Annotated in this window: 16 protein-coding genes; 15 read left to right on the top strand and 1 reads right to left on the bottom strand. The window is 56.7% G+C overall.

All coding sequences use genetic code 11. The annotated features are described in order from the left end of the window. Window positions 1-14 precede the first annotated feature (14 nt). The 14 genes from RA28_RS09840 to RA28_RS09905 all read left to right on the top strand — a co-directional run bounded on the left by RA28_RS09840 (window position 15) and on the right by RA28_RS09905 (window position 21340). Window positions 15-1028 (top strand): glutathione S-transferase C-terminal domain-containing protein, encoded by a 1014-nt coding sequence (locus RA28_RS09840; RefSeq protein ID WP_241481099.1) that lies wholly within the window; start codon window positions 15-17, stop codon window positions 1026-1028. Between the two features lie 116 nt (window positions 1029-1144). Continuing rightward, on the top strand, window positions 1145-2152 hold the full coding sequence (locus RA28_RS09845; RefSeq protein ID WP_039527350.1) for a LacI family DNA-binding transcriptional regulator: 1008 nt from the start codon (window positions 1145-1147) through the stop codon (window positions 2150-2152). Between the two features lie 114 nt (window positions 2153-2266). Then, window positions 2267-3574 (top strand): ABC transporter substrate-binding protein, encoded by a 1308-nt coding sequence (locus tag RA28_RS09850; RefSeq protein ID WP_039527352.1) that lies wholly within the window; start codon window positions 2267-2269, stop codon window positions 3572-3574. Between the two features lie 113 nt (window positions 3575-3687). Then, window positions 3688-4554, top strand: coding sequence for a carbohydrate ABC transporter permease (locus RA28_RS09855; protein ID WP_039527888.1), 867 nt, complete (start codon window positions 3688-3690; stop codon window positions 4552-4554). 10 nt (window positions 4555-4564) lie between these two features. Continuing rightward, window positions 4565-5395, top strand: coding sequence for a carbohydrate ABC transporter permease (locus RA28_RS09860; protein ID WP_039527355.1), 831 nt, complete (start codon window positions 4565-4567; stop codon window positions 5393-5395). Between the two features lie 12 nt (window positions 5396-5407). Further along, the gene (locus RA28_RS09865) at window positions 5408-6412 is read left to right on the top strand and encodes an ABC transporter ATP-binding protein (RefSeq protein ID WP_039527358.1); all 1005 of its coding nucleotides are present in this window, start codon (window positions 5408-5410) and stop codon (window positions 6410-6412) included. A 145-nt stretch (window positions 6413-6557) separates the two neighbouring features. Continuing rightward, a complete protein-coding gene (locus tag RA28_RS09870) occupies window positions 6558-8033 on the top strand; it encodes a mannitol dehydrogenase family protein (protein WP_039527360.1) in 1476 nt (491 codons plus the stop codon). Window positions 8034-8314: 281 nt separating this feature from the next. Then, complete coding sequence (locus tag RA28_RS09875) at window positions 8315-10693, top strand: glycogen/starch/alpha-glucan phosphorylase (protein ID WP_039527363.1); 2379 nt, start codon at window positions 8315-8317, stop codon at window positions 10691-10693. After that, the gene (gene glgB, locus RA28_RS09880; protein WP_039527366.1) at window positions 10690-12897 is read left to right on the top strand and encodes a 1,4-alpha-glucan branching protein GlgB; all 2208 of its coding nucleotides are present in this window, start codon (window positions 10690-10692) and stop codon (window positions 12895-12897) included. The genes RA28_RS09875 and glgB overlap by 4 nt, the downstream gene beginning before the upstream one ends. A gap of 27 nt (window positions 12898-12924) precedes the next feature. Further along, entirely contained in the window at window positions 12925-14184 is a 1260-nt protein-coding gene (gene glgC, locus RA28_RS09885; RefSeq protein ID WP_039527368.1) for a glucose-1-phosphate adenylyltransferase, read from the top strand. A 1-nt stretch (window position 14185) separates the two neighbouring features. Further along, on the top strand, window positions 14186-15622 hold the full coding sequence (gene glgA, locus RA28_RS09890; RefSeq protein ID WP_039527371.1) for a glycogen synthase GlgA: 1437 nt from the start codon (window positions 14186-14188) through the stop codon (window positions 15620-15622). After that, window positions 15619-17724 carry a glycogen debranching protein GlgX gene (gene glgX, locus RA28_RS09895; RefSeq protein WP_052261399.1) on the top strand — a complete coding sequence of 702 codons (2106 nt, stop codon included), beginning with the start codon at window positions 15619-15621 and terminating at the stop codon, window positions 17722-17724. The genes glgA and glgX overlap by 4 nt, the downstream gene beginning before the upstream one ends. Further along, a complete protein-coding gene (gene malQ, locus RA28_RS09900; RefSeq protein WP_193747384.1) occupies window positions 17724-19721 on the top strand; it encodes a 4-alpha-glucanotransferase in 1998 nt (665 codons plus the stop codon). The genes glgX and malQ overlap by 1 nt, the downstream gene beginning before the upstream one ends. Continuing rightward, window positions 19709-21340, top strand: coding sequence for an alpha-D-glucose phosphate-specific phosphoglucomutase (locus tag RA28_RS09905; RefSeq protein WP_039527374.1), 1632 nt, complete (start codon window positions 19709-19711; stop codon window positions 21338-21340). Before malQ ends, RA28_RS09905 begins: the two co-directional genes overlap by 13 nt. Before the next feature lie 199 nt (window positions 21341-21539). Here the strand turns inward: RA28_RS09905 and RA28_RS09910 are convergent, their stop codons facing one another. Then, on the bottom strand, window positions 21540-22844 hold the full coding sequence (locus RA28_RS09910) for a TolC family protein (protein WP_039527377.1): 1305 nt from the start codon (window positions 22842-22844) through the stop codon (window positions 21540-21542). Window positions 22845-23113: 269 nt separating this feature from the next. On the opposite strand from RA28_RS09910, the gene RA28_RS22215 reads away from it, so the two are divergent. Next, the gene (locus RA28_RS22215; protein WP_052261401.1) at window positions 23114-23704 is read left to right on the top strand and encodes a TetR/AcrR family transcriptional regulator; all 591 of its coding nucleotides are present in this window, start codon (window positions 23114-23116) and stop codon (window positions 23702-23704) included. The last annotated feature ends 25 nt before the right edge of the window (window positions 23705-23729 follow it).

A 23729-nucleotide genomic window follows, 5' to 3' on the forward strand; every position in this document is an offset into this window, starting at 1 on the left:
ACAAGAATGGCCTCATGCAAACAGACACCTCCAAAGAAGAAGACCAGACCGACATGACCAAGCGCCGGGCGAAGGGTGAATTCGTGCGTGGCATCAGCGGGTTTCGCCATGCCATCGGGTCTGCAGAGTTCCCGGCCGAACCGGGCCGCTATCACCTTTTTGTCGCACTCAATTGTCCGTGGTGTCACCGCGTAACGCTGGCACGCTCAATCCTGGGATTGAATGACAGCATCACAATGGATGTCGCTTTCCCAAATCGCACTGGCGATGATGACCCGGCGGGCCCGAACCTTTGGGAGTTTGCACCACACCGGGTTGCCTCGTTGACCCAAGCAACGTTGCCCGAATGCACGGTTGAAACCGGAACGGGACTGAACCTGAGATTGGCGAAGGAGATTTATCGACGCGAAGGTTCGGATGAGCAATCTCTTCCAATCCTGTACGACAAAAAGGCCGGTCGCATTGTGAACAACGAAAGCGCCGAGATCATCCGCATGCTTGATACCCACGCGGTTGCTTTGGGTGCGCCGAAAAATCGACCTCAACTCCTGCCAAAAGACAAGGGCACCAGCGCCGCTGTCACCGCCCTGAATGAACGGATTTATTTGACGATCAACAATGGTGCATACAAAGCAGGGTTCTCGTCGGATCAAAGTGTCTATACGAAGGCATTTAATGATTATTTCAAGACACTTGCCGATCTTGATGACTTGCTGGCGGACGGACGCGCCTTTCTCACCGGAAAGGACTTTACCGAGGCGGACTTGCGCCTGTTTCCGACACTCTATCGCCATGACCCGGTCTATTACCTGCGTATGAAGCTGAACGGTGCCCATATTCTCGATTACAGGCACCTGTGGCGTTGGCTTTGTCGCGTATACGCCTTTGACGGAGTGGCCGGCGCTGGGTCATTGACCCATTGTCGCCAAGGGTACTTCGGACGATCGTGGAACGGTGTCGTCCCCCTGGGGCCGCAGACCCCGATGAGCTACCCGGAAGCTTACAGGCATCCCGAACTGGCGCGATGACGCGCAAATGGCCCTCTGGTTGACATCGCAGGGCTTTCGCTACAAAACTTGCCAAAACTTATCGCGCGCTATTTTGCAATCTTGAGGGGTAAAGTTTGCAACGTAAAATCCGTAATATGGAAGAGTTTGCATCGGTCAGCGGGATTTCCCGACCTACCGTCTCGAAGTATTTCAACGATCCCGAAAGCGTGCGTGTTTCCACAAGAAAAAAGATCGAAGCAGCGCTGGAAGAGTACGATTATCATCCGAATGTGTTCGCGATGAACCAGAACCGGCGAACCACCAAGAATATTGGTGTCGTCGTACCTAATCTGGCCGATCCGTTCTTCTCTGAAATCGGCCGGCGCGTTGAGCTTGCTTGCATTGAAGCCGGGTACAGCCCGATCTTGCTCAGTTCGCACGGCAATCCGGAAATGGAGCGAGACAATCTCAATTCGCTGAAATCCCTGAAGCCTGCGGGCGTGTTGCTTGCACCTTTTGGCAGGCTGTCCGACACAGATGCAGTGAAATCATTCGATGCCGAAATTCCGGTCGTCTTGTTTGATGCAAATATGCCTGATGTCGGGCGGGCATTTGTCGGCACGGATCATTTTCAGAGCGTCGATCTGATGGTCGAGTACCTTTGTCGCAGCGGTGAGCCACCGTGTTTTTTCGAGATGAAGAAACCTCTGAACCCGAATGCCAACAAACACCGACAAGCCTATATCGAAAGCATGGAGCGGCACGGTCAAACGCCGAACATCTTTCGGGTAAATGGCGAAGGATGGGACTTCGAAGAAATTGGAAAAGTCGAAGGGGGCCGACTTTTGTCCGATGGAGCATTCAGCACCAACACGATCCTGTGCAGCAATGATCGCTTTGCCATCGGTCTTTTGTCAGCCGCATATGGCCTTGGGTTCAAAGTTGGTCATGGTCCCGAATGTAACCTCAGGATTGCGGGACACGACGACCATCCATTCTCCAGATTTACTTGTCCCCCTTTGACAACGATCGCACAGGATTACGAAGCCATCGCGAATAGGTCGGTGTCCACTTTGTTTGCATTGTTCGAGAAGGGACAGGTCCCTCCTGAAAGGCAGGAAAAACTGTTCGAAGGCCGATTGATCATGCGGGAGTCGGCCTGAGGGGTTTTTGATCGCGCAGCCACCCATAAATTTACGCGCGTAAATATTTAATTGACTTCGCGTTGTGATTTTGACTAGAGTCCAAGTCATCATCCAACGAGGAGGAGAATTAGGATGTCATTCAAACAAGCTCTATGCGCAGCGACGGCAATGACACTCGTCACTGCCAGCGGCGCACTAGCTGAGAATCTTGTCATCGCCACGGTTAACAATGGCGATATGATTCGCATGCAGGGATTAACCCAGGATTTCACCGACAAAACCGGCCACACGGTGGAATGGGTGACTTTGGAGGAGAACGTTCTGCGCCAGCGGGTGACCACCGACATCGCCGCAAAGGGCGGTTCGTTCGACATCATGACCATCGGCATGTACGAAACACCGATCTGGGGCGCGAACGGCTGGCTGGTTTCGCTGGATGACTTGTCGGCTGACTATGACGCCGATGATATCCTGCCGGCGATGCGGGCGGGCCTGAGCCACGACGGCACTCTGTACGCCGCGCCGTTCTACGGTGAAAGCTCAATGATCATGTATCGTACCGACCTGATGGAACAAGCAGGTCTGGAGATGCCCGAAGCACCAACATGGCAGTTCATCCGCGAAGCGGCTGCGGCCATGACGGATCGTGACAATGACATCAACGGAATCTGTTTGCGCGGCAAAGCCGGTTGGGGTGAAGGGGGTGCCTTTATCACCGTGACCGCAAACTCTTTCGGTGCACGTTGGTTCGATGAAGACTGGAACGCACAGTTTGACCAACCGGAATGGGCGGATGCGCTCAACTTCTTTGTTGGCATGATGGAAGAGTCCGGTCCCGCAGGATACGCAACGAATGGCTTTAACGAAAATCTGTCGCTGTTTCAGCAGGGCAAGTGCGGCATGTGGATCGACGCAACAGTTGCCGCCTCGTTCGTGACGAACCCAGACGATTCGACCGTGGCGGATAAGGTAGGCTTTGCGCTTGCCCCCAACAGCGAGGGCGTCGACAAAAAGGCGAACTGGCTCTGGGCCTGGGCACTGGCCGTTCCGGCAGGCACACAGAAAGAAGCTGCTGCAAAAGAGTTCATCGAATGGGCAACGTCCAAGGACTATATCGAGCTTGTTGCCGAAAACGAAGGTTGGGCCAACGTACCTCCGGGTGCGCGCACATCGCTGTATGAAAACCCCAACTATCAGGCCGTTCCGTTCGCTCAGAAGACGCTTGACTCAATTCTTGCTGCTGACCCGAACAATCCGACCGTAAAGCCGGTTCCGTATGTTGGCGTTCAATTCGTGGCAATCCCCGAATTCGCGGGCATCGCCACTGAAGTCAGCCAGGAATTCTCGGCCGTCTATGCCGGGCAGCAGACTGTCGACGAGGCGCTTGCCAAGGCTCAGGCTTTGACCAATGACGCCATGGAGGCCGCAGGGTACCGCTAAGCTCTCCCTTTTCCTCGGGGGCAAATTGCGCCCCCGGGGAAGCACTTTTTTCTCTCCATTTCGCAGCTCCGACTAAGATGGCCGAATGGCGATCAACACAGGAGGTATGCCCCATGGCAACCAAACATTCCCGATCAGCGGCTCGCCTCATGATGGCGCCGGCGGTCATCCTGCTCCTTGGCTGGATGCTTGTCCCCCTGATCATGACACTCATCTTCTCATTCAAGAGATACCTCCCGCTGCGGGGCGGAGACCTCGGATGGGTCGGTTTCGAAAACTATGTCCGCTTTGTCAGCTCCAGCGCCTTCTGGCCATCAGTCGCAGCCACCCTGACGATCGTTGGCGGGGTTCTGTTGATAACGGTGATTTTTGGCGTTCTGTTGGCCATCCTCTTGAACCAGCCGATGTGGGGCCAAGGCGTTGTCCGCATTCTGGTGATCGCACCTTTCTTTGTCATGCCAACCGTGTCGGCGCTGGTGTGGAAGAACATGTTCATGGATCCGGTGAACGGTTTGCTCGCGCATCTCTGGCGCTTTTTCGGTGCCGAGCCGATCTCGTGGCTGTCCGAAGCGTCGCTGCCATCGATTGTCATTATCGTTTCCTGGCAATGGCTGCCCTTCGCCACGCTGATCCTTTTGACGGCAATACAATCGCTGGACGGGGAACAGCTGGAAGCGGCCGAAATGGATGGCGCGCCCCCGCTTAAGCGCTTTGGCTACATCACGCTACCGCACCTCAGCCGCGCGATCACGATCGTGATCCTGATTCAGACGATTTTCCTGCTTGCAATCTTTGCAGAGATCTTCGTCACGACCGGCGGTGCCTTTGGCACCAGAACGCTGACCTATCTGATTTTCCAGCGCGTTCTCGAAAGTCAGAATGTCGGCCTCGGGTCCGCAGGTGGTGTCTATGCAATCATTCTCGCCAACATCGTTGCGATCTTCCTGATGCGCATCGTCGGCAAGAATCTGGACGCGTGAGGAGGAAAAAATGGCCCGCGCAGTAACTCAGCAACGCAAGATCATCAATACGACCGCCGCTTGGGGCATCGGCCTGCTGATCTTTTTCCCGATCCTCTGGACAGTCCTGACCAGCTTCAAAACCGAAGCCACCGCAATTGCCGACCCCCCGGTATTCCTGGCATTTGACTGGACCCTGGAAAACTATTCCGCTGTGATGGAGCGGTCGAACTATGCCCGGTTCCTCTGGAACTCGATCATCATTGCGGGCGGTTCGACGATATTAGGCATCATCGTCGCAGTCCCTGCGGCATGGTCGATGGCATTCGTGCCCTCAAAGCGCACCAAGGACATTCTTCTTTGGATGCTTTCGACCAAAATGCTTCCGGCGGTTGGGGTTCTGTACCCGATCTACCTGATCTGCATCAAACTTGGCATCCTCGACAGTCGCGGCGCGCTGGTCGTGATCCTGATGTTGATGAACCTGCCGATCATCGTTTGGATGTTGTACACGTACTTCAAAGAGATCCCGGGAGAAATTCTGGAAGCCGCGCGAATGGACGGGGCAACTCTGAAAGAAGAAATCCTCTACGTCCTGACGCCCATGGCTATTCCCGGCATCGCTTCGACCTTGCTGTTGAACTTCATCCTGGCGTGGAACGAGGCGTTCTGGACATTGAACCTGACGGCAGCCAACGCGGCTCCGCTGACGGCCTTCATCGCCAGCTATTCAAGCCCCGAAGGTCTGTTCTTTGCCAAACTCAGTGCGGCATCAACCATGGCCATTGCGCCAATCCTCATTCTTGGCTGGTTCAGCCAGAAACAACTTGTCAGCGGCCTGACCTTCGGCGCCGTCAAATAAGGAACTTGATCAATGGGACAAATCAAACTCAACCAAGTGACCAAAAGCTTCGGCGATGTTCAAGTTATTCCACCCTTGGACCTTACGATTGAAGACGGCGAGTTCACAGTTTTTGTCGGACCTTCCGGGTGTGGTAAATCCACGTTGCTGCGCCTGATCGCAGGGCTCGAAGACATCACGACAGGTCACATCCAAATCGACGGTTCGGATGCAACCAATGTGCCTCCGGCCAAGCGTGGCCTTGCAATGGTGTTCCAGTCTTATGCCCTTTACCCGCATATGTCGGTGCGCAAGAATATCGCATTTCCGATGAAAATGGCCGGGATTGACGAAGCGGAACAAAACCGTCGGATCGAGGGTGCCGCAAAGGCGCTGAACCTCACCGATTATTTGGATCGGCGTCCGGGCCAACTGTCCGGCGGACAACGGCAGCGTGTGGCCATCGGACGTGCAATTGTTCGCGAACCGGCAGCGTTCCTTTTCGATGAGCCTTTGTCCAACCTTGACGCGGCCTTGCGTGTCGGAATGCGGCTTGAGATCAGCGAACTGCACGAACGGCTCAAGACCACGATGATTTACGTCACCCATGACCAGGTCGAAGCCATGACCATGGCGGACAAGATCGTCGTGCTGCGTGCCGGTGTGATCGAGCAGGTCGGCTCACCGTTGGAGCTTTATCACAGTCCGCGCAATGAATTCGTTGCCGGTTTCATCGGGTCCCCGAAAATGAACCTCATCGGTGGTGCCGAAGCCGAAAAGAACGGAGCCGCCACCATCGGCATTCGCCCTGAACACACCGATGTCAGCATGACAGAAGGGACGTGGAAGGGCGTTGTCGGCGTCGCTGAACACCTCGGTTCGGATACGTTCATTCACGTCCATGACACAGGTCTTGCCGACATGGTCACGGTTCGGATCACCGGCGACATCCAAGCCAAACACGGTGACACGATCTACCTGACGCCGCAGATGGACAAGCTGCATAAGTTCGACGCTCAGGGTCTGAGGATCGAATAATGCAACTGGCTGGAGAAGCAGCCCTTAAGACTGGTTCCGCTCGAGCAATCGGGCGGAGCGCATTCTGCTCAGAACTCGAAAGCAAGGTGCGCAGTCGATCAGGGCGGAAACTGGGTGCCAAACCCCGCAATGTGGGTGGCGGGCCATGCAGGAACTGATGCCACTTTCAAACGCAACACTCGATAAGCTCACCATTGAGCGGCCCTTGTATGACCGTTCAAAGCTTGAACCGGGCATTGTTCACATCGGTGTCGGCAACTTCCACCGCGCTCATCAGGCCTGGTACCTTCACCGCCTCATGCAAATGGGCAAAGCCCGCGATTGGGCAATCATCGGTGCGGGTGTGAGACCATACGACGCCGCGATGCGGGAAAAACTGATGGCTCAGGATTGTCTTACGACCCTGATCGAGTTGGACCCGAAAAGTGTTGGCGCCGAGGTGATTGGATCCATGATCGATTACCTGCCGATTGAAGAGGGCAATGAAACGCTCATTCAAAAGATGGCGGACCCGGAAATTCGCATCGTGTCCATGACGGTGACGGAAAGCGGCTACTATGTAGACCCGGTCACCAAAGGTTTCGACGCCGCCCATCCTGACATTCAACACGATGCCACAAATCCCCTGACACCGCGCACGTTGTTTGGTGCCATCGTTGAGGCATTGCGTCTGAGACGCGATGCGGGGCACCCTCCCTTCACCGGGCTAAGCTGCGACAATCTTCAGAGCAACGGGGATGTCCTGCGGCAAACCGTGATGTCCCTGGCAAAACTGTCTGACCCCGAACTGGCCGATTGGATCGCAACCCACGCGACCTTCCCCAATTCGATGGTGGATTGCATTGCACCGGCGACCGGGCCGAACGAACTGGCCCTTGCCAAGAAATTCGGTATCGAAGATGCCGCCGTCGTCACGCATGAGGCATACCGCCAATGGGTGATTGAGGATAAGTTCTGCGCCGGACGCCCTGACTGGAACGATGTTGGTGCGGTTTTCTCTGATGATGTCCACGCCTTCGAAACCATGAAAATTCGTATCCTCAACGCCGGTCATCAGGTCCTTGCAAATGTCGGCGAAGTTCTGGGCTTGCAGACGATTTCCGAGTGTATGTCGCACCCGCTGATTTCGCTCTTCTTCGGTAAAGTTCAGCGAACGGAAATCGCTCCAACCGTATCACCGGTTTCGGGGGTCTCGCCGGAAGAATATGTCGGGCTGGTCGAACGCCGGTTCTCCAACCCTCGGATTGTCGACACGAATCGACGCGTGGCCTTTGATGGTTCAGCCCGCCACACGGGCTTTGTTTTACCAATTCTACGAGATCAGCTGAGCACGGATGGCCCGGTTAGCGGACTGGCCTTGGTCGAAGCGCTCTGGGCGCGCATGTGCGCAGGAAAGCGGGAAGATGGCAGCGTGATCGAGCCCAATGATCCCATTTGGGAAGAACTGAACGCAACCGCCCGCGCGGCGCGGTCAAATCCGGCCGCTTGGCTTGAACAAAGCCGGATTTACGGAGACTTGAAAGACGCGAAACCATTTTCAGAAGCGTTTTCGCGTTGGTTGAGCGTAATATGGCAGGACGGCTGCGAGGCCGCCCTGACGGCATACATCGATGAAATCTGAGGCAAAACAACGGGACTTGGAGCCTATGTAACTGGCAATAAACGCATTTTGCGTTGCCGGGCTTGCAGAACGTATGGGCCGCGATCCTGTTATGGCAATCCAACGTAAGGAGACATCGCTTTGAAGCTGGGAAAAGCGGGATGAACCACGTTATGCTCAATGCCATGCGCTCTGTTCCGAAAACCGAAGGCCATGAATTCGAAAATTACTGCGGCACGTTGGATCACATCGTGCCCACACTCAACGTCAACCCAATCTAAAACCCTGGTCGTACTGCAACTATGAAATCAGAAATCCTCCGACATCTAACATATTCGCTGGGCAAGGACGTTCCGCACGCCTCGACCTATGACTGGCGCATGGCAGTTTCACTGACTTTGCGGGACCGGATCGTTGATCCGTGGTTTGAAAGCACGCGTGAAACGTATCAATCCGGCGCAAAGCGCGTTTATTACCTGTCCATGGAATTTTTGATCGGTCGACTGGTCGAAGATATGACGGCCAACCTCGGCCTCACGAATGAAGTGCGTCAGGCGCTGGAAGATTTGGGGCAGGATGCCGCTGTCATATTTCAGGACGAACCGGATGCCGCTTTGGGCAATGGGGGCCTTGGCCGGCTGGCGGCTTGTTTCATGGACTCCCTCGCCACGTTGGGCATACCGGCCTATGGCTACGGCATTCGATACGAGCACGGGCTTTTCGAACAGAGCTTTGTCGACGGTCGACAGGTCGAAAAAGCGGAAACGTGGCTGAGCCAGCGTTTTGCATGGGAATTCGAGCGCCCCGAGGTACGTTACCGGATCGCCTTTGGCGGATACGTGGCCCACCAGAATGGCAACGCTGAATGGCATCCTTCAGATACGGTTCTGGCGCAGGCTTTCGACACACCGGTCGTAGGGTGGAAAGGAGCGTGGGGAAATACGCTCAGGCTTTGGTCCGCCCGGCCTGAAAACGAGTTTGATCTGGAAAGCTTCAACCGCGGCGACTATCTCGCTGCCAGCCGATCTGAAGCACTGGCGCGTACGATTTCGCGCGTTTTGTATCCCGACGACACGACAGACGCGGGCAAAGAACTGAGGTTAAAGCAGGAATACTTCTTTACCGCCGCCTCGATTATGGACCTGCTGCGCCGTTTCCTCAGCGATCATGGTGACATTCGCGAATTGCCGAATGCCGTCGCCATTCAACTCAATGATACGCATCCGGCGATTGCCGGGCCTGAGCTTGTGCGTCTGTTGGCAGACGAACACGACCTGCCACTGGACGAGGCGATAACACTGGCACGCCGTTGTCTCGGCTACACCAACCACACGCTTTTGCCTGAGGCCCTGGAACGTTGGCACGAAGGCTTGCTGGGTCGCGTCCTGCCACGGCACCTTGAGATCATTCGGGCCATCGACCAACTGCAACAGCAAGAGTTTCCCGACAGCCCGCGCATCCTGAAGAATGGCGAAGTTCACATGGGTGAATTGGCCTTCGTCATGGCGCACAAGGTGAACGGCGTCTCGGCTCTGCACACCGAATTGGTGAAAGATACGGTCTTCGCCGACCTGCATCGCATTCACCCCACGCGGATCATCAACCAGACCAACGGCATCACGCCGCGCAGGTGGTTGCACACCTGCAATCCGGTTCTGAGCGATCTGATAACCCGGGAAATCGGCGAAGGCTGGGTGGCCGATCTCGAGCAGTTGAAACAACTCAAAAGCCGCGCATCCGACAATAGTTTTTTGCATGATTTCAGCGCTGCCAAGCGTCACAACAAGGAACAGCTTTCAAACTGGGTCGCAGACAATTGCGGTGTTTCCATCAACCCGGACGCAATTTTCGATGTCCAGATCAAGCGCATCCACGAATACAAGCGTCAGTTGATGAACATCTTGGAAACGGTCGCGTTGTGGAATGAGATGCGGGATAATCCGGGGTCCGAATGGACGCCTCGGGTCAAGATCTTTGGCGGCAAGGCAGCGCCGGGTTACCACGTCGCCAAGCAAATCGTGCGACTGATCAACGATGTAGCCAAGGTAATAAACACGGATCCGGTAACGGCCGACCTGCTAAAGGTCGTTTACCCGGCAAATTACAATGTCACGATGGCCGAAAACCTGATCCCTGCCGCAGACCTGTCCGAACAGATTTCCACCGCTGGGAAAGAGGCTTCGGGGACCGGAAACATGAAATTTGCTTTGAATGGTGCGCTGACGATCGGCACTCTGGACGGGGCCAATGTCGAAATCCGCGAACATGTGGGGGCGGACAATTTCTTTCTGTTCGGACTGACCGCGCAGGAAGTCATGGAACGGCGTACCGTTCATGAGTATTCGCGGGCGTCCATCGCCGCCAGCCCACGGCTCGAACGCGTCCTCGGCCAGATTTTCGAAGGGCTGTTTTCACCCGAAGAGCCGGGGCGCTATCATTCCCTGATCGGAACGCTTTACGATCACGACTACTTTCTGGTCACATGTGACTTCGACAGCTATTTCGACACCCAGCGCCGGACCGATGTGGCCTATCGCGACAGCCAGAAATGGGCCGCGATGGCCTTGCAAAACACCGCCAGCATGGGCTGGTTCTCGTCAGACCGAACGATCCGTGGCTATGCCCGCGATATCTGGCAGGCGGACAGCGTTCTGACCAAGACACTGGGCAAATCAGCATGAGCAGCGACCTCATCCAACCCAGCGATGCCGCTGCCATTGCAAAGGGCGAGCATGGCGATCCGTTCTCGGTTCTTGGGCTGCATGAGGTTGACGGGCGGTTGGTGATCCGATGCTTCCACCCCGAAGCGGACGAAGTCGAAGTTCTTGACCGGAAAACCGGGCGCAAACTCTGTGCGCTTTCAAGGGTCGATGCGGAAAGTGGCGTGTTCGCCGGGGTCGTTCCGCGCCGAAAAAAGCGGTTCCCGTATCTATTGCGTCTAACCCGACAAAACGACGGCTGGTCGGAACATGACCCCTACGCGTTCGGGCCGGTTCTGGGCGAGATTGACGAATATTTGCTGGGCGAAGGCAGGCACGGCCAGTTGTGGCGGGCGCTTGGGGCGCATGTCGTATCACATGAGGGGTGCGACGGCGTGCACTTCGCGGTCTGGGCGCCAAACGCACGTCGCGTATCGATCATCGGCGACTTCAATGGCTGGGACGGGCGCAGGAACGTCATGCGCCGGCGCGGTGCAACCGGCGTGCATGAGATATTCATGCCGAACTTGGGCGAAGGTGCGGTTTACAAGTTTGAAATCGTGGGTTCCGACGGGAATCTTCTTCCAGAAAAGGCAGACCCCGTAGGATGTGGTTCAGAGTTACCGCCCAAAACAGCCTCGGTCGTGCGCGATCTTGGAAAATACACCTGGGCAGATTCCGCCTGGATGGACACGCGTGGCAAACACCATAAAGTCGATCAGCCAATCTCGGTCTATGAGGTGCATCTGGAAAGCTGGCGGCGCGTTCCGGAAGAGGGCAATCGCTCGTTGGGGTATCAAGAGTTCGCGACGGACCTTGTGGATTATGCGAAAGACATGGGTTTTACCCATATCGAGCTTACCCCGATATCAGAATACCCGTTTGGCGGATCCTGGGGCTATCAACCGGTTGGGTTGTTTGCCCCGACCGCGCGTTTTGGGACGCCCGATGATTTTCGCGCCCTCGTGGACGCCTGCCACCAGGCGGATATGGGCCTGATCATTGATTGGGTTCCCGGGCATTTCCCGACAGACCCCCATGGGCTGGGACGTTTTGACGGCTCAGCGTTGTACGAACACCTTGATCCGAAAGAAGGGTATCATCCGGACTGGAATACACTTGTTTACAACTATGGCCGGGCAGAGGTGTCCAACTACCTGATCGCGAACGCAAAATTCTGGATGGAAGAGTACCATATCGACGGTCTGCGCGTCGACGCCGTGGCGTCGATGCTGTACCGCGATTATTCGCGGGAAGACGGCGAATGGGTGCCCAACATTCACGGCGGGCGCGAAAACCTGGAAGCCATCGGATTTCTGAGACAGATGAACGAGGCCGTTTACGCCGCACACCCGGACGCGATGACGATTGCAGAGGAATCCACCGCGTTTCCGGGTGTTTGCGGTTTGACGTCTGACGGGGGTCTGGGCTTCGGCTTCAAATGGAACATGGGGTGGATGAACGACACGCTGCGCTACATGGCCGAAGACCCGGTGAACCGAAAGTATCACCACGACAAGATGACCTTCGGGCTTCACTATGCGTTTTCTGAAAACTTCGTGCTTCCGCTCAGCCATGACGAAGTCGTTCACGGTAAAGGATCACTGCTAGGCAGAATGCCCGGTGACGACTGGCAACGCTTTGCGAACCTGCGGGCCTATTATGGCTTTATGTGGGGTCATCCGGGCAAAAAGCTGATCTTCATGGGGGGCGAATTCGCACAAACCGGTGAATGGAACCATGAACAGAGCCTTGATTGGCATTTGCTCGAACACCCTAATCATGCGGGGATGCAACGACTGGTGCGTGATCTGAACGCGTTATATCGCGGGACCCCTGCGCTCTACCAACGAGACAGCAACCCGGAGGGGTTCGTCTGGATTGATGGCGGCAACGCCAGCGACTCGGTCTTTTCCTGGGTTCGCTACGGCACAGATGACAGCGCACCTGTTTTGGTTGTGTCCAATTTCACGCCAGTTACCCGGACGGATTTTCGTATCGGCGTGCCCCGGCCCGGCCATTGGGCTGAACGACTGAACACGGACTCCGAGTTTTACGGCGGAAGCAATCAAGGCAATGGCAACGGGTTGAATTCCGAACCTGTCGCAACGCATGGCTGCCAGCACTCTATAGTGATGACAGTGCCGCCACTTGCTACAGTCTTTTTTGAGTACAGACCCGAATAGACCAAAACCTGCAGGGGAGGACATCCGTTGAAACAAGATCGTCGCAGATTGGCCAATCAGACCATGGCTTATGTTCTTGCCGGTGGCCGGGGAAGCCGTTTGAAAGAAATGACGGATATTCGGGCAAAGCCGGCCGTTTACTTCGGCGGGAAAACGCGGATCATCGACTTTGCACTGTCCAACGCAGTCAACTCGGGCATTCGGCGGATTGGCGTCGCGACACAGTACAAAGCGCACAGTCTTATCCGACACCTGCAACGGGGATGGAGCTTTTTTAGGGCGGAACGCAACGAATCCCTCGACATTCTTCCCGCGTCCCAACAGCTCAATGAAGACAATTGGTACAAGGGCACGGCGGATGCCGTGACGCAGAACATCAACATCCTCAAGGGTTACGGTCCGAAATATATTCTCGTGCTGGCGGGTGACCACATCTACAAACAGGACTATTCGCTGATGATCGAACAGCACGTTCAGTCCGGCGCAAAAGTGACGGTGGGCTGCATCGAGGTCCCCCGTGAGGAGGCCAAGGGCTTTGGCGTGATGGCCGTCGACAAGAAAGACAAAATTCTGAGTTTTGTGGAGAAACCTGAAGACCCGCCGCCCATGCCGAACAATCCCGACCTATCGCTGGCAAGCATGGGCATTTACGTGTTCGAGGCCGAATACCTTTATGAAATTCTGCAGGCCGACGCAGTTTCCGAGACGTCCAGCCACGACTTTGGAAAAGACATAATCCCAACCATTGTCGCCGAAGGCGGCGCCATGGCGCATCCGTTCAGCCGATCCTGCGTTATGTCGGGCCTTGAAGACAAACCTTACTGGCGCGATGTGGGAACCATCGATGCCTATTGGCAGGCCAATATTGACCTCACGGACTTCAAACCGGGCCTGGACATCTACGCAACCGATTGGCCGATCTGGACATATTCAGAGCTGACGCCACCGGCCAAGTTCATCCACAACGAGGAAGGCCGGCGCGGTCAGGCCGTTTCTTCAATGGTTTCAGGCGGTTGCATCATTTCAGGGTCCTCGCTTTATCAGTGTCTGCTGTTCACCGGCGTCAAAACCCACTCCTACTCGCAACTCGAGGGCGTGGTCGCCCTGCCCTATTGCGAAGTCGGACGTCGCGCTTACCTGAAGAATGTCGTCATTGACAGGGGCGTCAAAATTCCGCCCGGTTTGATCGTCGGCGAAGATCCAAAGCTTGACGCCAAGCGTTTCCGGCGCACAGAAGGCGGTGTTTGCCTGATTACACAAGCGATGATCGAACAGCTGGATTCGTAAAATGCAAGTATTGATGGTCGCCTCGGAATGTGCGCCCTTTATCAAGACCGGAGGTTTGGCGGATGTCGTCGGCGCGCTGCCAGACGCGCTGTCCAGTCTGGGCATCGGCAGCCGGATTCTGTTGCCTGCCTATCCCGCACTGCAACCCTTGCTCAGCGGCGGCAAACAAGTTGCTCTGTTCGACGATCTGCCCGGCGGCTATGGCCAAGTTGTGCTCGTCACCGCTCAGGGCATTGAATTGCTTCTGCTGGACGCCCCGCAACTGTTCGACCGCCCCGGCCTGCCCTACACCGACCCGGACGGCAAAGATTGGACAGACAACCATCTGCGCTTTGGCGCTTTGGCGCAGGCAGCGGCGCGTATTGGGCTTGATGGTGTCGACGGGTGGGAACCGGACATCGTGCACGCGCACGACTGGCAGGCCGCTCTGACACCCGTATATCTCAAGCAATCTGGGCGGCCTGAGCCAAAATCAGTTCTGACAATCCACAACATCGCCTTTCAGGGCCGTTTCGGACCCCATGTTCTTGCTGAGTTGGGTTTGAGAGGGGACTGGTTTCATCCCGAAGCGTTGGAGTTTCACGGAGATCTGGGTTTCCTAAAGGGCGGATTGATGTTTGCCGACCGGATCACAACCGTCAGCCCGACATACGCCCGTGAAATCCTTACACCGCACTACGGCATGGGCCTGGAAGGTGTCTTGCAATCCCGGGCCGACAACCTCAGCGGCATCCTGAACGGAATTGATACGACCATTTGGGATCCGGCCACCGACCCGGCACTTAGCGTTGGCTATAACGCCCGCAGTTTGGGCAGAAAGGCGGAAAACCGCGCCCGTATCGCAGAACGTGTCGGATTGGATCAGAACGCATCCGGTCCCTTGTTTTGCGTTATCAGCCGGTTGACCGAGCAAAAAGGTCTGGACGCATTGGCCGAGGCAATCCCCGACATCGTTGCCGGCGGCGGCCAACTTGCCGTTTTGGGGTCTGGCGACGTTGCATTGGAACGAGCCTTTACCGAGGCTGGCGAGCGCTTTGCCGGATCAGTTGGCACCGTAATCGGATATGACGAAGCGTTTGCCCACCTGTTGCAGGGCGGGTCTGACGCCATTCTTATCCCTTCGCGGTTCGAGCCGTGCGGCCTGACCCAGCTTTACGGACTACGCTACGGAACCATACCCATTGTCGCACGCACCGGAGGTTTGGCGGACACCGTGATCGACGCCAATGTCGCCGCGCTCAACGCCGAATGCGCAACAGGATTTGTATTTGGTGATGTGTCCGCAAACGGCATCTCAGAGGTGCTGAACCGAGTCTTCGACACGTTTTCCGACAAGAAAAAATGGCAGGTAATGCAACGCGCGGCGATGCGTCAATCCGTCGGTTGGGACCAGTCGGCAAAGGCGTATGCTCAAATGTATCGGGATCTGTCTGAATGAAGGATATCGGACCTGACCAACTGACGATCCAACCCGGGAACCCGTCGCGTCTGGGTGCACATTTCGACGGCAATGGCGTGAATTTCGCCTTGTTTTCCGAACACGCCTCGCGCGTCAGTTTGTGTCTGTTCACTGAGGACGGCGCGCGCGAGTTCACTCGCATGGCCCTGCCCGAGCGGAACGGCTCGGTTTGGCACGGATACGTCCCGGGGCTGAAGCCCGGCACGCTCTACGGCTTTCGGGTGGATGGTCCGTTTGCACCGGAACGCGGGCATCGGTTCAATGCCAACAAGCTGTTGTTGGATCCATACACGCGCGAACTGCACGGCCGCGTCAATCATGATCCAGCCATTCTTGGTTACCTGCCTAATTCTCCGTACGGGGACCTGTCATTCAGCGAGGTCGACAGCGCGCCCCATGTTCCCAAGTCCGTGGTTTCCGATCCAGACAGCTTTTCGCCTGACGCCGTGACACTGGGGCGTCGCTGGGACGGAACATTCATATATGAGGCGCATGTCAGAGGCGCCACAATGCTGCACCCAGACATACCCGATGACGTAAAGGGCACTTACGATGGCCTGTCCTCGCAGCCGATTCTGGACCATCTGACCCGATTGGGCGTTACGGCGGTGGAAATCCTGCCGGTTCATGCCTTCACATCCGAGGGTGCCCTGCGCGCGCGGTCCATGCGCAATTACTGGGGCTATAATACACTGGGCTTCTTCGCGCCCGAGCCGCGCTATTTCGGACCGTCCGGCGTTTTCGGGTTTCGCGCAATGGTCGACCGGTTTCATGCCGCGGGTATCGAGGTCATTCTGGATGTCGTCTATAACCACTCCGCCGAAAGTGATCATCTTGGCCCGACACTGAGTTTTCGCGGGATCGACAATGCCTCTTACTACCTGCTGCTGGACGGCCAACCCCGTTACTACGTAAACGATACCGGTACGGGAAACACGCTGAAGGTTCGGCATCCGTTTGTACTGCGGATGGTGATGGACAGCTTGCGGTTCTGGGTGCAGTGCATGGGGGTCGACGGCTTCCGATTTGATCTGGCCACCACGCTGGCCCGCGAGGCGCATGGGTTCGAAACAGGCGGTGGGTTTTTGGACGCCCTGCGGCAAGATCCTGTGCTGGCAGGGGTCAAACTGATCGCGGAGCCTTGGGATGTCGGTCCCGGCGGATATCAGTTGGGTCGGTTCCCGCCTGAATTTTCCGAGTGGAACGACCGCTATCGCGACACGGTGCGCAAGTTCTGGCGCGGAGATGGACATTCGGCACAGGACATGGGCTCGGCACTTTTGGGCTCGGCGGATTTGTTTGACACAAAGGGTCGGCAAGCCTGGTCATCGGTGAACTTCGTTGCGTCGCACGACGGATTCACATTGGCCGACACGACCCGCTATCTTCAGCGCCACAATGCGGCCAATGGCGAAGACAATCGCGACGGGCATCACAGTAACTACAGCGACAACTTCGGCGTCGAAGGCGACAGTGACGATCCAGAAATAAATGCGGCCCGCCATCAGCGGATGCGCAATATGTTGGCCACCGTTTTTCTTTCGCAAGGCACTCCGATGCTGCTGGCCGGGGATGAAGGCGGCAATTCCCAAAACGGCAACAACAACGCCTATTGTCAGGACAACCCTGTCAGTTGGATCGACTGGACCAAATTGGACAGCGATCTGGTTGCCTTTACCGCGGCTTTGTCAGGATTTCGGGCCAGACACCCCGTTCTGAATCAGAACCGATTCCTGCACGGCGCAAAACGGGCTGACGGACATCCGGACGTCGAATGGCGCGCCATGGACGGATCACCACTGAACTGGCGCGACCCGGGGCTGTCCAGCCTGTGTTTGATTCTGCGTGGCTGCGCCGAATGCGTGGCCGGAAATGCGATGTCTGATGTGGTGCTGCTGGCCTTCAATCGCGAGTATGAGGATCGGGAACTGCAACTGCCGCCAAGTGGCCAAAAGATCTGGCGCCAGGAGATTGACACTTCGACTGCCGCCCAGACAGCGCGCGAAATCACGACATCTGCGACGCGGATCCCGGCAAATTCCGTCGCAGCCTTCGTGCTGCACCAACCGTCGGCCGAATGATGGATAGTGACGACCAACTGCGGCAGTTGGCGCAGGAGTGCGGAATCCATCTTGGCTATCACGGCTGGGACGGAACGCACCAGACCTGCGCCCCTCCGACGCTGAGAGCATTGCTGAGAGCCTTGGACATCGACGCAAGTACAGACAAGGCGATAGACGAGGCATTGCAATCACGACAAGCTGAGCGCACAGGGCGCATCGTGCCGACCGAGCAAGTCGTATCCGCCGGTGAGACCTTTGAGTTCGCACTGCCGCAATCCTGCGAGTGGCAGGTCCTTGATGAGGCGGGCCGGGAAATTCAGGCAGGCCGGGGCGACACCTGCCTTTCACTTCAACCGCTGCCGGTTGGGTATTTCACGTTGGTTGCCCGTGGTGCAGACCGCTGTGATGAAACACTCCTTCTCAGCCGCCCAGCGCACGCCCCGACCATCGCGGACCTGACCGAGCGAGACAAAGGATGGGGTGTATCCGGCGCGCTTTACGCGTTGAATTCTTCAAAAAATGGCGGGGTGGGAAACTATTTGGACCTCGGTAAAACGATGTCATCCCTTGGACAAAACGGGGCCATGTATTTCGGGATCAATCCCATACACGCGCTGGGATGGGCCGCAAATGATACCAAAAGCCCTTATTCACCCAGTCATCGCGGTTTCCTGAACATCGACCATATTGCCGTGGATTCAAGGCTCGCGCCAGCGCCCGATGACGCCCGCATCGACTACACGGCTTTTCGCACCAAACACCGAGCCGCGCTTGAAGCGGAACATAGGCGATTTCAAAACGACGCGACACCGCACGAGCGAGATGACTTTCAAGCGTTTTGCCGAGCCGAAGGTCAGGAGCTTGCCCAATTTGCCATGTTCGAGAGCATCAGCGAAACGCACGGCGGTGACTTTCGAAACTGGCCCGCGCGTCTGCGCCAGCCCGACCGGACAAAGGCTGCACCCAGAGACGTTTTTCACGCATGGCTGCAATGGAAAGCAAACCGACAGATCGAAGCGGCGCAATCTGCGGCGCTTGAGTCCGGAATGGCCCTTGGCCTCTATCTCGACCTCGCGGTTGGTGCGCGACCCGGCGGGGCCGAAGTTTGGATGCACCAGGACCTGATTGCACACGGTGTATCGGTTGGCGCACCGCCTGATCAGCTGAGCCCTGCGGGTCAATCTTGGACTTTGGCCGCGTACGCGCCCAACAAGCTGTCCAGGAACCGCTATGAACCTTTGCGTGCGCTGCTCGGGAAACTCATGAAACAAGCCGGGATTGTCCGGATTGATCACGTCCTGGGATTGATGCGCAGCTTCTGGGTGCCCGAGGATGGCAGCCCGGGTGGCTATATCTCACAACCGTTCGAGGCCTTGCTTGCCGTTGTGGCCATCGAGGCCGCGCGCAACCGCTGCTGCGTCGTAGGTGAGGACTTAGGGCTGGTTCCAGCAGGGTTTCGTGAACGATTGAACGCGTCCGGCCTGTACAGCTATGCGGTCTGGCAGTTTGAAGGGACGGGCGATGGCGAATTGCGATCCGCGCGACAGCTGCGTCCCTTTACGATGGCTTGCTTTGGCACCCACGATACCCCGACGATCAGGGGATTCTGGCGCGGGCGCGATATCGAATGGTGGCGCTCTATCGGCTGGCTGTCGCCGGATGCCGCAATAGGAATGCACGGCGCGCGGGCAAGACAACGCAACGCGCTTCGCAAACACTGTGCCATTCCTCCAAGCGCCACTTTGAGCGATATCATGGGCGCGATTCATGGGGAACTGGCCAGAAGCCCCGCAAAGCTGGTCACGGTGCAGTTGGATGATATCTTTGGCCAAGAACAGGCTCAGAACCTGCCCGGCACTATTGACGAGCATCCGAATTGGCGACGTCGGGCGTCCGTGGCAGTCGATGAAATTGCCGCTCTGCAGGAAGTGAAAGAGCTGCGCAATGCGATGGAACCGGCGCGCCGAACCCGGGCCACCGTTCAAAACAAGGAAACCGATCCATGTCTTTCGTGACGCATAACTGCACACCTTTTTCGGGACAAAAGCCCGGGACTTCCGGACTGCGGAAGAAGACACGCGTCTTCATGGAACCCGGCTATCTTGAATGCTTCGTGCAGTCGATTTTCAACGCAATCGGCGGTGGCCAAGGCAAGGTATTCGTCATTGGCGGTGATGGTCGGTTTTTTAATGCCGAGGCCATCCAGACTATTTTGCGCATGGCCGCAGCAAACGGAGCGGCGCGCGCGATCGTCGGGCAGAATGGTTTGCTGTCCACACCTGCCGCGTCCAATCTGATCCGCAAGCGCGGTGCCGATGGTGGCTTCATCCTGTCAGCCAGCCACAACCCAGGTGGCGTCGACGCGGATTTCGGTCTGAAATTCAACGGTGGCAATGGCGGCCCCGCATCTGAGAGCCTGACCGAAGCGTTCTACCAGCACTCTCAGCGTATTGCTGAATACATCACGCTGGAGTCGGACCCGCTTGATCTTGGGCAAATCGGTGTCACCAAACTCGAAGACATGCAGGTCGAGATCGTCGATCCCGTGACCGACTATGCGGAACTGATGCGTGAGATATTTGACTTTGATCAGATCAAAGCCCTGATTTCCGAGGGCTTCACGCTTCGGTTTGATGCCATGCATGCGGTAACCGGGCCTTATGCCACTGCCATTCTAGAAGACGAGCTAGGTGCGCCCAAGGGATCCGTCCTGAACGCAATACCATCGGTCGATTTTGGAAAGGGTCACCCAGACCCCAACCCGATTTGGGCCAAGCCGCTGGTCGATCTGGTTATGTCGCCCGACGGACCGGACTTTGCAGCGGCTTCAGACGGGGATGGCGACCGGAACATGATCCTGGGCAAAGGCATCTACGTCACGCCTTCCGACAGCCTGGCGGTTCTGGCCGCTAACGCGCATCTTGCGCCAGGTTACAGCGCTGGTCTGGCCGGGGTGGCACGTTCGATGCCTACCAGCGCAGCCGTGGACCGGGTTGCATCAGATTTGGGCATCGACTGTTTTGAAACCCCAACGGGATGGAAGTTCTTTGGCAATCTGCTCGATGCCGGACGCATCACGCTGTGCGGCGAGGAAAGCGCCGGTACGGGGTCCGACCATGTGAGAGAGAAAGATGGCCTTTGGGCAGTTCTTTTGTGGTTGAACATATTGGCCAAGCGTCGAACTTCGGTCCGTGAGATCATGCGAGATCACTGGCAGACCTATGGTCGCAACTATTACTCACGTCATGACTATGAGGCCGTGGACAGTCGCAAAGCCGACCAAATGATGACCGACCTGACCGCCAGATTGCCAAAGCTACCCGGTAGCGCGGCGGGCAATCTGATTGTCGCGGCGGCAGATCAGTTCTCGTACAAGGACCCGGTCGATGGCTCGGTAAGCAAGAACCAAGGCGTTTGTGTAATTTTTGAAAACGGCAGTCGCGGCGTGATCCGGCTGTCTGGCACAGGAACCGACAACGCCACAATCCGTGTTTATCTGGAGCAGTTCACGCCACAAGGCGGTCAAATGGACCTTGATACCCAAACCGCCTTGCGCGAGGTCGCGGACGCTATGGCCGAGATTTCCAGATTGCCGGAGACCTGCGGGCGAATTTCGCCCGATATCATGACCTGATCGACCCTTGCAGCGAGTGGACTTATGGATTGAGGTCTTGATGCTTTGACAACCTGACACAAGGCCGGGAGGCTGGGTATGACAGATCAAGTGGCAGAGTTCGGCGACTTTTGTTGATCGAAATTGCGCTAATCGGCAATTGCGCAGAATGCGTTTGTTTGGCGCTTTGTACGCTCGCAAGGCACAAAGTGGCCTCTCCTCACTCCACCGGACCAGCGGGTCGCTCAACACCGAGGGCATCCAGAATATCACCCGTGACCGCAAGAACAGCATATTCCGCGCGGCGCGCCTGCGCCTCAAGCTGAATTACCCGCACTTGCGCTGTGTTGAGCTCGCGCAGCGCGTCGAGAATTTGCAGAAGATTGGTTCGGCCGATGTCGAATTGTCCCCGTGCGGCGTCCAGGGCATCTGAGTTAATTGCAGCCGCGCGACGCGCGAAAGCAAGTCGTTGCTGGACCGAGGTTGTTTCTTCAATCGCCTGTGTAAGGTTGCGCAACAACTCTCGCCGCAGGGCTTCCTCGTTGGCTTTGCTTTGTTGCAGATTGGCGCGCGCGGTCCGGACATCGGCGCGGGCTGATCCACCCTGATAAATCGGAATGTCGACACCCAATCGGGCCTGCGCCCCGTCGTCGATAGACCCCCGGTCAAAATCTGTCTCCAGAATTGCCGAAAGTGTCGGGCGCGTTGCCCGTTCGGCCACGACAACTTCTTGCCTGCGAAACTCGCTTGCGGCGCGTTGGCTGCGAAGTTGCGGACTGCGCGCAACCATTTCCTGTGCGGACGCCTGAACCAGATTTGGCGCGGGTGGAATCGTCGGAACCAGACCCGGAGGGGACCCGAACACTTCGATCCATGTTGCAGTCGCAAGAGCAACCTCTGTTTGCGCCTGCGCCAGCTCTGTCTCGGCATTCGATTGCCGTCCCTCACCGGCCAGCAGGTCTGCGACAGACCCGGCACCTGCATCGAAGCGCTCTCTCAGGTCGTCGACCAAATCACCCGTTCGTTGCAGATTTTCTTGTGCCTGAGTTTCGAGTCTGCGGTTGCGCTCAAGATCAATGATTGTTTCGACGGCCTCGAAACTCAAAGCGTTTAGCACGGACAGTTCATCAAGCCACTTTTGCTGCGCTTCGATCCGGCGCAATCCGACCCGGCTTGCTACCTTGCCGCCGTCATAGATGATCTGGCTCAGCCGAAGGATTGGGATTGTATCGCCGTCATCTGTCACCGAGGTTTCCGCGTTCAGTTGTGGTCGAAGCCTGCCCTGTTCGGATGTGATACGCGCCTGAGACGCAGCGATACCGGCCAGACCGGCCCGCGCGGACGGAGATGCGACAACGCTGGACCGCACAAGTTTCGCAAACTCCGTATCTGAAATATCTCCTGTAAGGTTTCCCGCTTCGAATTTGCCAACCTCGTGGTCTGGCATTTCCGCGACAAACGACTTGGTGTCCTGCATACCCTCGCTGCAACCTGTCACAAAAACGATCGCGATCAGATATGGCACCCAAAATCTCACGGCGTCAGAACTCCTGATTTCAATCCAACGCCTACCAGCCGTTCCATGGTTTCCAGATCAAGACCGGCGCAGGCAGCAACTGCGCTACAGTGTTAGACCGAGGTCGATAAGAATTCGTTTACGTAGAATTTCTGCAATCCCTTTTCGGCTTACCTACCGAAATTGGGGCCCCAGCGTCGTTTGGCTGTCCACATTGACAGAAAATTTCCCTTTCTCTATCCGTCGCGCGTTCAAGCTCGAAAGTTTGAGGAAAAACAATGGGGCGACCGTCAGTCCAAGATCAACGCAGGCAAGAGGTCCTGGATGCCTTCATGACTTGCGTCGCGACTTATGGTGTTGAAGGCGCGACACTTGAGAAGATAGCCGCCGAGGCGGGGCTGAAACGCCCGCTTATTCGACACCACCTTGGCAATCGCGAAGCCATGGTATTGGCGCTTGGCAATCACATTGCAGAAACGCTCAACCAGCAAAGTGCTCTTCTTCGCGAGTCGCTAGGAAACCCGCCGAGCACCCGAGCGCTTATCGAAGTGCTGTTCAGCACCGATCACGCATCAGATCCCCGAACAAACATTTGCTATCAGTCGCTTTCGAATTCAGTCGCACTGTATCCCGACCTTCGGCAACCGCTGTTGAGTGCGATGGAAACGCTGTATCAGGTGGCGGTTGACATCGTGCGGGCCGGGCATCCGACGGCGGATGCAAAAATTTGCGAGACCGTGGCACATGGCATCATAAATCTTTACGTCACCACGGACGCCTTCGTACCTCTGAACCCGCCGGAGTCCTGGGCCAGCAATTCCTTTCTTGCAGCCATCAGGCTGGCAGAAACGCTCGGGGCGGAGAGCTGATCGCGAGTTAACCTGCCGCAAGCTC

Source organism: Ruegeria sp. ANG-S4 (assembly GCF_000814005.1).
GTDB lineage: Bacteria > Pseudomonadota > Alphaproteobacteria > Rhodobacterales > Rhodobacteraceae > Ruegeria.